Raw genomic sequence first — 13,159 nt, forward strand, 5'->3', positions numbered from 1 at the left:
CCGTCGCGGGCATGGCTCGCTCCTGCAAGTTCTGCTGTAGGAGCGGGCCATGCCCGCGACCTTGGTACCCGGCAGCCTTACCGGCCGTCCACCCGTTGCGCGATGCCGCCGTCGGTATAGAACGCATATCGCTGCGCCAGCCCGGCCGCATCGAGCCCGAAGAATCCCGGATCGACCTTGTGCAGGCCCTGCGGATTCACGTCCTGCCAGGCACGCACGCGCGCATCGAACGCGCCATCGAGCCGCCAGCCGAGCCTCTGGTAGAGCTTGTGAATCTGCTCGACCGGATCGACTGTCTGCCGGCGGTGCGAGACGTCGAAGAATCGCGCCTCGCCGACGCGCCTGCGGAACGCCAGCGTGCGCTCCAGCGCCAAAGCCCATTGCTGCGCCTGCGCGCGGCCGAAGCTCACCGGCTGCGGGTTGTCGACGAAGGCGCAGCGGATCTGGTGCATCAGCGAGCACAGCGAAGGCAGGGCCTTGACCGGATCGCGGTGCGTCATCACGAACTGCGCGTCGGCATACACCGAATCCAGCGCATCGAGCGCGAACATGTGCGCCGGCGTGCGCACGAACCAGCGGCGCGGCCCGCTCTGCCATTGCAGCAGCTTGAGCACACGGCGGTGATAGCGGTAAGCCGGCCGCATGTCGAAGCCGTCGGAGATCACCCATTGCACGTAGCTCGGTACGTGCATGAAGGCTTCCAGCGCCGAGGTGGAGAACGACAGCTGCAGCAGCGTGTAGCACTCCTGCGGGCCTTCCACGCCGCGCGGCAGCATGTTGCGCAGCTGCGGCACCAGGGCTTCGAAAGCGTCGGCTGCAGCCTGGGCCGCGGCGATGCGCGGATCGCGGTCGGAGGCAGCGGCCCGCGGCTGCGGGCAGGGGCGGCCGGATTCCCACTCGCGCAGCACGCGCGTGTCCGGGTCCAGCGACAGCATGTAGCCCAGCGCGGTGCTGCCGGTGCGCGGCAGGCCGATGCCGAACAGCGGCGCCACGATCTGCTCGTCTTCGATCTCCGGATGCCGCGCATACCAGCTCTCGATCTCGAGCCGGTTGATCAGCGAGGCCACCAGTATCTCCGGCACCGCGTGGCTCCCCACTTCCGACAGCCGGCTTTCGCCGTTGATCGACTCCACCAGCCGCTGCAGCGGCAGCAGGAAGGACTCGTCGCCGAAGTCGCGCAGGCCGCTGCGCGCACGGGCCTGGTCGAGCAGCTGGCTGGCCTGGATCATCGCTTCAGCCTGCTGTGTTGATGGTCTGCACGAGCCGGCGCAGGCCTTCGTCGAAGCTTACTGTGCAGGGCCCGGTGATCGAGCGCCGGCGCGTGATGTCGGCGACGTTGCCGCGCGGCGCGCCGGGCACCTCGTGCACGGCGAGCTTCGCCTCGATGCCCAGCAACTGCGCGGCCGATGCACACCACTGCTGTGCGGTTACCACCTCGTCGCCGGCCCAGTTGGTGACCAGCGGCGGAACGCCCGCGGAGCCGAGCAGGGCTTCGATCTGCGTGCACAAGTCGTCGACGTGGATCGGGCTGTGCGGGTTGGGGTCGAACGGCACCGGCACGTCCTGGCCGGCCTGCATCGCGCGGATCTGCAGCGACGGCAGGTGGCCAGCGCGGCCGTAGACGGTGTTGAGGCGCACGATCGTGGTCGGCAGATCGAAGGCGCGCGCGCAGTAGCGCGCCACCGCCTCCTCGGCGATCTTGGACACCGGGCTGCTCGGTGACCACGTGGCCCAGGCTCGGCCCAGCAGGCCGTCCTCGTCGTGCGCGTGATAGGGATCGTCGTGTGGCGAATACACCGCGGCGGACGACACCACGAGCGCCGCCTTGGCCTTGCGGCAATGCTGCAACAGAAAGCCGGTGCCTTCGCCATTCGTACGGAAAGCCTGGTCGAACTGTCCAGGCCCTTGCGGCACGCGCGCGAATGCGAAATGCAGCACGTAGTGGAAATCGTCGGGCACGCCGGCCAGATCGCCGCTGCCCAGGTCGGCGCTGCAGCTGCGCACGCCCAGCGCCTCAAGCCGCATGCGGTCGGCCGGATTGCCGAAGCGCGCAAGCGCCCAGACCTCGTTGTCGCGCGCGAGATATTCGGTGATGGGCGAGGCGACGCTGCCGGCCGCGCCGGTGATCAGGATCTTGTTGCCTGAGAGCATGGGGTGTTCTCGTGTTGGAGTTGCTCGCTCGTTGCCGCATTCGCCGAAGATCGATTCAAAAACGAGCGGACATGGCGATTGCCTGCGCATGCGTTGTTGGTTTAAATCAGCCCGCGAGCAGCGCGGCCACCGATCCGCCGTCGATGCGCAGGTCGGTGCCGGTGACGTAGCCCGCCGCGGGGCTGGCCAGCCACTGCACCGCCGCGGCGATGTCCTCGGTATTGCCGATGCGCTTGAGCGGGCAGTTGGCGAGCACCGCGGCGACCTCGGGGCTGCTCTGTTCCAGCCGGCCCATGGGCGTGGCGATCAGGCCCGGGCTCACCGACACCACGCGCGCGCCGCGCGCGGCCCAGGGCAGCGCCGCCGCCTGCACGCGCAGCTGGGTGCCGCGCTTGGCCAGGCAATAGGCGAGCTGTGGCTCGTCGCGATGCAGGCCCGCGACCGCATCCAGCAGTTGCGCGGCGGGCAGGCTGGCGAGCGCGCGTTCCAGCTCTGCGGACACCGGGATGAACGAGCCGGCCATGCTCGCGATCACCACCGCCACGCTGCCGGCGCGTGCGAGTTCGACGAAGGCGTCCAGGACCAGCGCCGTGCCGAGCAGGTCGACCTCGTAGATGCGCGCGCTGCCCGCCATCAGCGGCGATACGCCGGCAGTGAGCACGAGCGTCCGCAGCGGCCCGAGATGGCGCGCAGCTTCGGCGAGCTGCGCGACGGCCTCGCGATCGGAGACGTCCATCATCTGCGTCCGCACGTCGAAACCGTCGGCACTGAGTTCGCCGGCTGCGGATTGCAGCTGCTTTGCGTCGCAGTCCGCCAGCAGCAGGCGATGGCCCGAGCCCAGACGGCGCGCGCAGGCCGTGCCCATGCCGCCCACGCCGATGACGACGATCAGCTCCATGCGCAGCCTTTAGAACATGCTCTGGACGAAACCGCCGTCGCAGAGAATGGTTTCGCCCGTGGTGTAACCCGCGCGTTGTGAGCACAGGTACACCGCGAGGCTCGCTTCCTCTTCGGGCTTGCCGTAGCGGCCCATGGGGATCACGCTCAGGAAGGCTTGGCTCCAGGCCTCCTCGCTCATGCCCAGGTCGGCTGCGCGGTCCTTGAAGAACCCGGCGCGCTGCTCGGTGTCGATCACCCCGGTGGCGACGGTGTTGACGGTGACGCCGAAGGGCGCGAGCTCCGACGCCAGCGTCTTCTGCAGGCCCACCGCGGCGATGCGCACGGTGTTGGTCAGCGCGTAGCTGAAGTTCAAGGTCGAACGCACCGGCTGCTTCACCGCGCCCGATCCGATCAGCACGATGCGGCCCCAGCGCTGTTGCTTCATGTGCGGGATCACGCTGCGCACGAAGCGCGAGAACGTGAGCACGCTGAGATGGAAGGCCTCGGCGAAATCGACTTCCGTAAGATCGTGGAACGAGCCCGACTTGGGGCCGTCGATGCTCTGGATGGCGATGTCCGGCGCGCCGAAGGCCTGCTCGGCTGCGCGCAGCACTTTGGCGTAGTTGTCGAGCTGCAGCAGGTCGGTGGCGACGCCGACGGCTTGTCCGCCCTCGGCGCGGATGACGTCGACGACTTCGTCGATGTTCTTCTGCGTGCGCGCCGCGATGACCAGCTTGCAGCCGTTGCGTGCGAGTTCCAGCGCCGCGGCGCGGCCGATGCCCTTGCTGCCACCGGCGACGACGGCGACCTTGCCTGCGATACCGAGATCCATGCGTTCTCCTCTGCGGTTGCCCGCATGCATGCGGGTCGTCTTGCGCGTTGTTCTAAAAACTGACTATCCATCAACTAATGGATCGATGCAATGCCGGCTTATCAGTTTTCACGCTCGTTGCAGGAACAGAAGCGGTTGTAGGAGGCCGTATCCACGGCGCTACACCAGGTTTTGCGGCGCGCTCATGAACATCTCGCTGGCATCGGCATCGAGCCACATGTATTCCAGGTAGTGCCCGAGCCGGTCGCGCTGATCCGTATACAGATAGGCCGACGCGCCGAAGCCGCCTTCCATCGCAATCGGATGCCGGGCCGTGTCGAGTGTGGAGCGAAAGTCTTCCCACTCCTTGCGCTCGCCGCGCAGCCAGCAGCCCAGGTGATGGAAGCGCAGGCCGAAGCCGCTCGCGGGCAGGCCTTCGGAGTACAGCGTCGAGCTGCCGCCGTTGGGCTGGATCAGCTCCAGCTGGCGACCGCCGATCTGCGCGAGCGCGTATTCGATGTGCGCGCTCTCGGGTCCGCGCGGCGTCGCCAGTTCGATCGTCGACGGTGGCAGGCGCAACCACTGGCCAACGCCGTAGTCGCGGGCGAACAGATCGATCGCCGCCGTCAGATCCGTGGTGACGTAGGCCACCTGGAAAAAGTCCTTGAACATCATCATCGGTGCACCTGGCATTGCCGCGCTCACAGCACTTCCACCGGAACCGGAAACCGCTCGAAGTAGAACGCAAAGCGCTCTCGCATCTCGGCGGGCCTGATGCCGAAGTCGCGCTCCAGGTGGTATTCGATCTGGCCGTGCTTGCCGCGCGGATGCGCGGCCACGGCGGCTTCGAGGTTGGCCTTCACTTCGGCGTCCAGCGGCAGGCCGGCCTTGGCGTAGATCTCGCCGACCGCGGCCCAGGGATCGGCCATCAGCTTGTCGAAGTAGACGTCGACGCTATGCGCTTCTTCGAGCTGGTCGCGGTCGCGCACACAGCGGCGCAAGAGCTTTTCGTAGCGCGCGATCCAGTAGTCTGCGATGACGCGCGGTTCCACGCGCTGGTTGCGCACGCGCGCGGCGTAGGCGATGGCGGTGATCGCCGACTGTATCGAAGCCACTGGATCGCGATGATTGATGACGATGGTCGCGTCGGGGAACACCGTGCGCAGCGGCAGCAGCTGCTCCATGTGCTGCGGACACTTCAGCAGCCAGCGGTTGGGGCCCTTGAACCAGGTCATCACCTGCAGGCCCTTCTTGAGATAGCGGTAGCTGCTGGTGATGTCGGTGGCGAAGTAGTGTTCCTGCCAGCGTCGCGACGGCACCAGCCATTCGAGGTAGTAGGACGAGAAATCGAGCGCCTGCAGCTCGATGTCCTCGGAGATGTGATCGGGCGCGAAGTCGTGGAAGCTCTTGATGTACGGCAGCAGCGCGTCGGCCTGCGCATAGTCCTGTTGCGAGCGCGTATGGCGCGGGTCAGGCTGGCCGGGCACGGGCTCCTCGCCGGGCGCCGGCACCGGCCGCGTGACTTCCCAGAAGGGCATCGAGCGCAGGCGCCGGTCGCCGGCGATGAAGCTCTGCAAATAGGTGGTGCCGGAACGCGGCAGGCCGGCGATCACGATCGGCCGGTCGATCGGGATCTGCAGAATCTCTGGATGCCGCTTGACCAGGTCTTCGATGCGCAGGCGGTTGCCGGCATAGCGCACCATGTCCAAATAGGGCCCGAGGCGACCGAGTTCGGTGACGTTGTCGGCCTCCTGCAGCGCCTGCAGCCACAGGCGCAGGCGCGGGCGGAAATCCTCTTCGCCGAAATCGGAAAGCCCGGTAGCTTCGCGCGCCGCGCCGAGCACGGCGTCCTCGGTCAGAAGCGGTGGATTCGCCTGCGCCCAGGCCAGCGTCTGCTGCTGCAGTTGCGTGAGCACGGGCGCGCGGATGTCGGCGATGTCGATGCGTTGTCCAGCCATGATGTCTCCTCCAGCGATGGGTTCCGCGTGGGCTCGCCGGCGCTCTTGCGTCGCCTGGCGTAGCCTCGTGGGTTGTTACGGTGGTGCGGCGCTCGCGCCGTTCTCCAGCAGCAGCTTGCCGAGTTCGGCGGCGGCCGCCGCGGGATCGTTGCCGGGATGCGCGCGCGCTGCGCAGAGGTCGAGCCAGAAGCGCGTGAAGCGATGCGCCGAGAACACGCTCTTGGCGCCGATGTGGGGCATGAGCCCGTCGACCAGCGCGGTGCAGCGGCGCACGACCGAAGTGAGCACCACGCGGTGCTGCCAGGCCTCGGCGGGCGCCATGGTCTCGCCGGACGCGGCGCAGTCCATGAGCCGGGCGACGCTGCGGCGCAGCGAGGCGTCGAGCTCGTCGACTTCGGAGCGCGCCTTCGCGGCGGCCTGTAGCGATGCCGGGTCCAGCTTGCTGGCGCCGCCGGGCGCCGCGAGCTTGGCGCGTGCCGTCTCCGTGAACGCCTCGATCGCGCCGCGTGCGCCGCCGATGCCCAGGCCCGCGACGGACGAGCCGAAGATGAACAGCCAGGGCATGCGGAACAGCGCTGCCTCGTGGATCGACTGCCGGCTGCCCGGCAGCAGTCCCTGGCCCGGCATCCAGCTGCGGTAGTCGGGCACGAACACGTCGGCGAGCCTGAGGTCGTTGCTGCCGGTGCCGCGCAGGCCGAAGGTCTGCCAGGTGTCGACGATCTCGTAATCGCTGCGCGGCACCAGGAACACGCGCATCTCGGGCTTGCCCTCGGCCGAGGCCGGCGGAACGATGCCGCCGATCAGCGCCCATTGTGCATGCGCGCTGCCGCTGGAATACGGCCATTGCCCGCTCACGCGGAAGCCGCCCTCGGCGCGCAGCACCTTGCCCATCGGCATGAACGAGGACGACAGCAGCGCGCCGGCATCCTCGCCCCAGACGTCGCGCTGCGCGCGCTCATCGAACAGCGCCAGCATGAAGCTCTGCACGCTGAGCACGCCGAACACCCAGGCCGTCGACAGGCATTGCTCGGCGAGGATGTTGGCGAGGTCGATCATCTGCTGCGGATGCGCCTCGTGCCCGCCCCAACGCGCCGGCTGCAACAGGCGCAGCAGGCCGGCCGCACGCAGCGCGGCTATGGTCTCGTCGGGAATGAGCCGCTCGCGATCGGTCTGCGCGGCGCGTGTGGGCAGCTGCGCGGCGATGGCCAGCGCCGCCTCGCGCAACGAGGCCGTCGAAGTATCGGGATGGGAAGTGCTGTCTGCCATGCGGTTGTCTCCTGGGCTGCGACCTCTTTGGCCCTGATGACAGGACGTGGAGGCCGCTAATGCGTGATCCGCAGCGTGGTGGCGAGCGGGTGGGGCCACAGAAACTAACTAACTATTAGTTCTGTGCCAAGTCCGATGCAGACGCGCCATCGGTTTCACGCAGCCGCCCCCTGCGCCAGCCTCGCGCGCGTCTGGTCAATCTCGCCCTGAAGCCAGAACAGGAACCAGCGATTCTTGGGTGAGCTTTCGGCCAGCAGGCGTTCGTGCGCTTCCAGGTAGACCTGCAAGGCCTCCGCGAGCCGCGGAACCTTGGCCAGCGCGATCTCGCTGAGATGGATCGCGTCCAGGCTGCGGCCGTCGGCCAGCAGCTTGCGCGCACGCGCCGCCAGCGCGGCAGGGCCGGCGACGTCGGCGATTTCGGCGTAGACGTCCCGCACCGGCACCGGGTAGATCTCGGTGGTCGACTTGAACAGGAACCAGCCGGCGTAGCCATACCAGATCGCCTGCACCGCCCACATCACGGTGCCGTAATCCTCACCCACCTTCAGCGCCTCTGGCAGCTTGATCTCGCGCATCAGCGCATACAGTTCCTTGCCGGTGTTCATGCCCTTCACGGTCTCGTCGTGCACGTATTGCACCGCGTCGCGCAGGCGCTTGAGTTCGTCGTGCACGAGTTGCGCGCCGGCGACAGGCTCGAAGTGCCCGGTGATCAGCAGCTCGGCGCCCAGCGACAGCAGCTTGTCGTAGGTGCCGATGTAGGGCAGCACCGGCCGCGGCTTGTCGCCGCGGATGGTGTGCAGGTTGGGCATGTGCGGAAACAGCGGGCCCAGGCAGTTGCCGGTGAAGACGATGCGCTGGTCGGGCAGCCACACCAGCAGCGAATCCAGCGTCTCGCCGCCCGGTATCGCGATGATCTCGAAGCGCACGCCGCCCAGCGTGAAGCGATGCGTCGCTTCCTTGTCGATCAGGACCGTTGCCTCGGCGCGCTGGTGCGCGGTCTCCATGCCGCGCTTCATCGCCTCGCGATCGGCCTCGGCCAGGCTGCTGAGCACCTGCGGGAAGAAGCGCGGATTGCGGATGTCGCGGAAACCCTTGATGCGTTCGTCGTCGATCTGGCAGTTGGGGCTGTCGCGATGCGCGATCACTTCCACGCCCGGGCCGGCGAAAGCGGGGAGGCCGCCGACGTTGTCGACGTGGCCCTGCGTGAGGATCACGTAGCGCAGCGGGCCGCTGCTGACCTGCGCGAATTTCTGCCGATGGATTTCGCCTTCCACGACCAGGCCCGGGCAGACGAGCACGTCGCCCTCGGAGGTCTTGATCAGGTAGCTGTTGGTCATGCCCTCCGACTGGTAGATGAAGTCGTTGAGCTTGAGCAGCGGCGAAGACAGGCTGGCGAGCCTGAAGGCGGTGGAGCCGGGGCGCGTCTCGCGCAGCGGGCCATCGGCCGGCTCGGGATTCCAGTTGACGATGTCGGGATGCTGGGTCATGGGACTATCCGGCGATGGAGAAGCCGCCGCAGATCGGCAGCGTTTGGCCGGTCGTCCACGACGACGCCGGGGAAGTCAGAAACAGCACGCCGGCGGCGATGTCTTCGGGCTGGCCCAGGCGCTGCAACGGCACGCGCTGCAGCAGATGCGCGACCGTGTCCGGATTGCCGGCGAGGCCGCCGGTCTGACGCGACACCACCAATCCCGCCGCAACGGCGTTGGCGCGGATTCCATATCGCGCCCAGCTCACCGCGAAGGTCTTCATCAGCTGCACGAGGCCGGCCTTGGCCGCGCCGTAACCGGGCACGATCTCGATGCCGAAGTACGAGGACATCGAGGCGATGCCGATCACGCTGGCGCCGCCTTCGAGCTTGCTGGCCTTCAGCAGCGGCAGGCAGGCGTGCGAGAGACGGTAGATGCCGGTGAGGTGCATCTCGATGGCGGTGGCGAAGTGGTCGGGCTCGGATTCGTCGATGCCGATGCTGGCCAGCGCGATGCCGCCGCTGTGCACCAGGATGTCGAGCGCCGGCAGCTCGGCGGCCACGCGCGCGATGCCGGCCTTGTCGGTGACGTCGAGCTGCAGGTAGCGATAGGCGCCGAGGTCTTCGTCGTATGCGCGGGCATTCGCGCGCGTTCCGGTGATGGTGACGCTGGCGCCCGCATGAAGATAGGCGGCCGCAACGGCCGCGCCGATGCCGCTGGTGCCGCCGGTGACCAGCACCTGCACGCCGCGGTAGTCGAAGCTGATGCGCGGCCAGGCCGCGGTTGGGGTTGCCATGTTCTCGTCCGTTTTCCCGTCGTTGCAATGCCGCTTCTGTTGTGTTGCGGCTGTTGCGAAAGCATAGGACGGCGCGTCCGCGCGCGGCGCGGCGCATCGTTTCGAGTTCGCGCCAGGCTTTCGTAAACGCGTCGTCCGCGAACGACGGGCCACCCATATGAGCTGATATATCGTTAGCTTATGAGTGCGGACACGAGCCGCCATCCATTACAAAAATCGACGGGCGAGGAGAAACGAAGATGCCGACGGCCTTTCTGCCGACAGGCGCGGCGCGTTATCGCTGGTACGTGCTGGCGGTGCTGACCGCGGTGCAAACCTGCCATGTGCTCGATCGCACCATCATCATGCTGATCATGGAGCCCGTGCGCGCGGAGTTTCATCTCACCGACGGCCAACTCGGCCTGCTGGCGGGCCTGGCCTACGGCATCGCCTACTCGGTGGCCGCGGCACCGCTGGGCTTATTGGCCGATCGCATCAGCCGGCGCAATCTGCTGGCCGCGGCGCTCACGATCTGGAGCGGCCTTACCGCGCTGGCGGGTTTCGCGCAGAACTACAGCACGCTGCTGCTGAGCCGCATGGCCGTGGGCACCGCCGAAGCCGCGGGCAGCTCCACGCAGATGTCGATGCTGTCGGACTACTTTCCGGCGCGCGAGCGCTCGACGGCGGTGGGCCTCTGGTATCTGAGTTCGGCCGTAGGCACCACGCTCACCTTCCTCGCCGGCGGCTACGTGGCGCAGCATCACGGCTGGCGTGCGGCGTTCTTCATGGCCGGCATCCCGGGCTTTCTGGTCGCGATGCTGCTGCTGGCCACGGTGCGCGAACCGCAGCGCGGCGCCTCCGACGAATCGGCCGCGGCGCCGCCGCCTGCGATGTCTGCCATGCAAGGCCTGCGCTACGTCGCCAGCCGCCGCGGCGTGCTGCACTGCATGGCCGGCATTATCGTCGTGTCGATCACCATGACCTCGTTCGCCGCGTGGATCGCCTCGTTCCTGCAGCGCGAGCACGGCCTGCCGCTGGCGCAGGCCGGCGTGATCGCGGCGATTGCCTTCGGCGTGTTCGGCGCCATCGGCGGCTCGGTGTCCGGCGCCTTTGTCGACTGGCGCACGCGCCGCAGCGGCGGTGTGTATCGGCCCGCGCGTTCGGCGCGCATGAGCATGATCACCGTGCTGGTATCGGCCGTGATCGGTGTGGCAGCACTGCTGGTGCATGCCACGCCCCTGGCGGTCGGCCTGGTGTTTGCCTACGGGCTGTGCTTCATGGCGCACAACGGGCCGGCCAATAGTTTGCTGCTGTCGCTGGTGGGGCCGCAGGTGCGCGGATTCACGGTGTCGTCGCTGCAGATCGGCACCAACCTGATCGGCTCCGGCATGGGCCCTTTCGTCGTCGGCGCGGTCAGCGACCGCGTGGGTTCGCTGGGCACAGCCATGGCGCTGGCGCTGCTGCTCAACCTGTGGGCGGCCTGGCACTTCTGGCGCGCGTCGCGGCATGCGGCCGCGGATCTGCAGCGTTTGCAGGAGGGGCATCAGTTCCCACCCGAAGTCTCGCTGTGTCGGGGTTCACGCCTCGCCGACAGTCGATTGGCGTGTCTCGTTCAGGCCGTCTTCCACACCAGAGGCAGGTAGGTCACCCCGTTGACTTGCCCGGTGGCGGTGCGCACCTGCTCGCCCGGCGCGATCGAGAACTCGGGGATGCGCTTGAGCCATTCCTCCAGGAAGATCGCGAGTTCCATGCGCGCCAGCAGCGCGCCGGCGCAGCGGTGGATGCCGAGGCCGAACGAGGCATGGCGGTCGGCCTTGAACGGGGCGGTGAAGTCGACGGCTAGCGGATTCACATGCCGGCGTTCGTCGACGCCGTAGAGGCCGTTGGGAATATGGATCATGTCGCCCTTCTTCAGGCGCACGCCGTCCATCACGCAGTCGCGCGCGACCAGGCGCGACAGGTTGACGATACCGTAGCGGCGCATCAGTTCGTCGATCGCGCCGGGGATCAGATCGGGATGTTCGATCAGCTGCTGGCGATGGCCCGGGTTCTCGGCCAGGAACTTGGTCATGAAGGCGAGCATGGCCGCCACCGTGTCGAGCCCGCCGAACAGGATCACCGTGAGCATGCCCTGGATTTCGGCATGCGTGAGCGGGCGGCCCTGCACGCTGCCGTTGACGATGGCACTGAACAGATCGTTGCCCGGCTCCGCGCGGCGCTTGCGAATCCAACCTTCGATGTAGTTGTTGGTCTTGAGGAACGACGACAGGATGTGCAGCGCGTTCTTGGAGCGCACCGCGGTTTCGGTCCAGTCCAGCAGCTTCTCGCGGTCTTCCATGGGCAGGTTGACCAGCTTCAGGAAAATCGCGATCGGCAGGCGCTTGGCGCATTCTGAGATGAACTCGCAGCGGCCGTTGGGCAGCATCGCGTCGATGATCTCGACGGTGAGTTCGTGGATGCCGGGCTTCATCGCGGCGACCGCCTTGGGCGTGAACCAGGTCATCACCAGCGCGCGGTAATGCTGGTGGTCGGGCGGATTGGCTTCGATCGGCAGCAGGCGCAGCGGCTTGGAGCCGCGCGGCAGGATCACTTCGTTGCTCGAAAACGTTTCGGGATCGCGCAGCACCACGTCGATGAGTTCGGCGCGCGTCACCACCCAGTGGCCGCCCTTGCGCGGCGTCCAGAACAGGCTGGGGCCGTCGTGCAGGCGCTTCCAGGCCGCGTGCACGTCCACCTCGGCGCCTTCCATGTTGGCGAAGTCGAAATCGACCACGCGATCGGCCGGCACGTGGTCGGGCCTGGAGCTGATCTCCCTGGGCGCGTTGAGCGCCAGCCAGATGCCCTTGCCGATCTGGCTCGCGGTCCATTGCCAGGACTCGATCAGCTGCGCGCCGGTGGAGCGGGGCTTGGTGGTGATCGTTGCGGTTGCGGTTTTCATGCTGATTTCCATGTGCGGTTTATAAGGACGTTACCGTCCTATTAAACGGACTATAGTGTCCTATGGTTGCCGCCGCAAGGCTCGCGCTAAAATGTCGGCCATGCCATCCCGATCCCCCACGCGGCCCGCGTCCGCAGACAAGCCGGCGCGCGCCGCACCCAAGCGCCGGCCGCGCGGCCGGCCCTCGCATGCCGATGCGGTGCGCTTCCGCGAAGATGTGCTCGGCATCGCGCTGGAAGTGTTCCTGGAGCAGGGCTATGCGGGCGCGAGCATGGATGGCATCGCGCGCCGCGCGAAGGTCAGCAAGAACACCGTCTACCTGCAGTACAAGACCAAGAACGAGCTGTTCCGCACCGCGGCACTGCACGGCCTGGTGCGCGTGCGCAGCGAACTCGATACCTCCATCCACGGCGACCAGCCGCTGCAGTCGGTGCTGCTGAGCATCGTGCGCCAGGTGCAGACGCTGGCGGCGGACCCGGGCTTGCGCGGGCTCGCACGGCTGCTGATCGCCGAGTCGCAGCGCTTTCCCGATATCGCCGCGGCAATGCTCGATGAGGTCGCGCACCTGTTCGAGCCGGTGACGGTCTACCTGCGGCAGGCGGTGCGCGACGGCCTGCTGCGCGTGCCTGACCCGGCGGCCGCGACGCTGGACCTGGCGATCCTGGCGATGGGCGGCTTTAACTTCCTCCTGTCCGAGCCGCCGACCTCAGCGGCGGTACTCAGGAAACGTGCGGGCAGCGTGGTCGCGTTGCTACTCGACGGCTGGCGGCCGTAGGGCGGGTGCAACCCCAATGGCACTACCTTAAGCGTTGCAGTCCCTTCTCCCGCTTGCGTTCGATGCTGCCCCGAAGGGGCGGATGAGGGGCTGTTCGGCGGGAAGAAGCCCCTCACCCGGCGCTCCGCGCCACCCTC

Annotated in this window: 12 protein-coding genes; 2 read left to right on the top strand and 10 right to left on the bottom strand. The window is 67.6% G+C overall.

Annotated features, from left to right (window positions below):
- Positions 1 to 77: 77 nt before the first annotated feature.
- From JWQ90_RS15630 to JWQ90_RS15670, 9 genes are all read right to left on the bottom strand, one after another.
- Positions 78 to 1,229, bottom strand: coding sequence for a sulfotransferase (locus JWQ90_RS15630; RefSeq protein WP_299695856.1), 1,152 nt, complete (start codon positions 1,227 to 1,229; stop codon positions 78 to 80).
- Positions 1,230 to 1,233: 4 nt separating this feature from the next.
- Positions 1,234 to 2,151, bottom strand: a complete 918-nt coding sequence (locus tag JWQ90_RS15635) for an NAD(P)-dependent oxidoreductase (RefSeq protein WP_299695858.1) — start codon at positions 2,149 to 2,151, stop codon at positions 1,234 to 1,236.
- Positions 2,152 to 2,257: 106 nt separating this feature from the next.
- Entirely contained in the window at positions 2,258 to 3,049 is a 792-nt protein-coding gene (locus JWQ90_RS15640) for an SDR family oxidoreductase (RefSeq protein ID WP_299695860.1), read from the bottom strand.
- A 9-nt stretch (positions 3,050 to 3,058) separates the two neighbouring features.
- On the bottom strand, positions 3,059 to 3,862 hold the full coding sequence (locus tag JWQ90_RS15645) for an SDR family oxidoreductase (RefSeq protein WP_299695862.1): 804 nt from the start codon (positions 3,860 to 3,862) through the stop codon (positions 3,059 to 3,061).
- A gap of 159 nt (positions 3,863 to 4,021) precedes the next feature.
- Positions 4,022 to 4,534 carry a VOC family protein gene (locus JWQ90_RS15650; RefSeq protein ID WP_299695863.1) on the bottom strand — a complete coding sequence of 171 codons (513 nt, stop codon included), beginning with the start codon at positions 4,532 to 4,534 and terminating at the stop codon, positions 4,022 to 4,024.
- Positions 4,535 to 4,542: 8 nt separating this feature from the next.
- On the bottom strand, positions 4,543 to 5,799 hold the full coding sequence (locus tag JWQ90_RS15655; protein ID WP_299695865.1) for a sulfotransferase: 1,257 nt from the start codon (positions 5,797 to 5,799) through the stop codon (positions 4,543 to 4,545).
- 75 nt (positions 5,800 to 5,874) lie between these two features.
- The gene (locus JWQ90_RS15660; RefSeq protein WP_299695867.1) at positions 5,875 to 7,065 is read right to left on the bottom strand and encodes an acyl-CoA dehydrogenase family protein; all 1,191 of its coding nucleotides are present in this window, start codon (positions 7,063 to 7,065) and stop codon (positions 5,875 to 5,877) included.
- Between the two features lie 155 nt (positions 7,066 to 7,220).
- Positions 7,221 to 8,552 carry an MBL fold metallo-hydrolase gene (locus JWQ90_RS15665; RefSeq protein ID WP_299695869.1) on the bottom strand — a complete coding sequence of 444 codons (1,332 nt, stop codon included), beginning with the start codon at positions 8,550 to 8,552 and terminating at the stop codon, positions 7,221 to 7,223.
- Between the two features lie 4 nt (positions 8,553 to 8,556).
- Positions 8,557 to 9,330, bottom strand: a complete 774-nt coding sequence (locus JWQ90_RS15670) for an SDR family oxidoreductase (protein WP_299695871.1) — start codon at positions 9,328 to 9,330, stop codon at positions 8,557 to 8,559.
- Between the two features lie 239 nt (positions 9,331 to 9,569).
- Here JWQ90_RS15670 and JWQ90_RS15675 point away from each other — a divergent pair, with 239 nt between their 5' ends.
- Entirely contained in the window at positions 9,570 to 10,952 is a 1,383-nt protein-coding gene (locus tag JWQ90_RS15675; RefSeq protein ID WP_299695873.1) for an MFS transporter, read from the top strand.
- On the opposite strand, the gene JWQ90_RS15680 is transcribed toward JWQ90_RS15675, so the two are convergent.
- Complete coding sequence (locus JWQ90_RS15680) at positions 10,922 to 12,247, bottom strand: cytochrome P450 (RefSeq protein WP_299695875.1); 1,326 nt, start codon at positions 12,245 to 12,247, stop codon at positions 10,922 to 10,924. The two genes, JWQ90_RS15675 and JWQ90_RS15680, sit on opposite strands and share 31 nt — an antisense overlap.
- A 100-nt stretch (positions 12,248 to 12,347) precedes the next feature.
- Between JWQ90_RS15680 and JWQ90_RS15685 the strand changes: the two genes are divergently transcribed.
- A complete protein-coding gene (locus tag JWQ90_RS15685; protein ID WP_299695877.1) occupies positions 12,348 to 13,022 on the top strand; it encodes a TetR/AcrR family transcriptional regulator in 675 nt (224 codons plus the stop codon).
- Positions 13,023 to 13,159: the final 137 nt, after the last annotated feature.

It is taken from the genome of Hydrocarboniphaga sp., assembly GCF_028291725.1.
Classification (GTDB): domain Bacteria; phylum Pseudomonadota; class Gammaproteobacteria; order Nevskiales; family Nevskiaceae; genus Hydrocarboniphaga.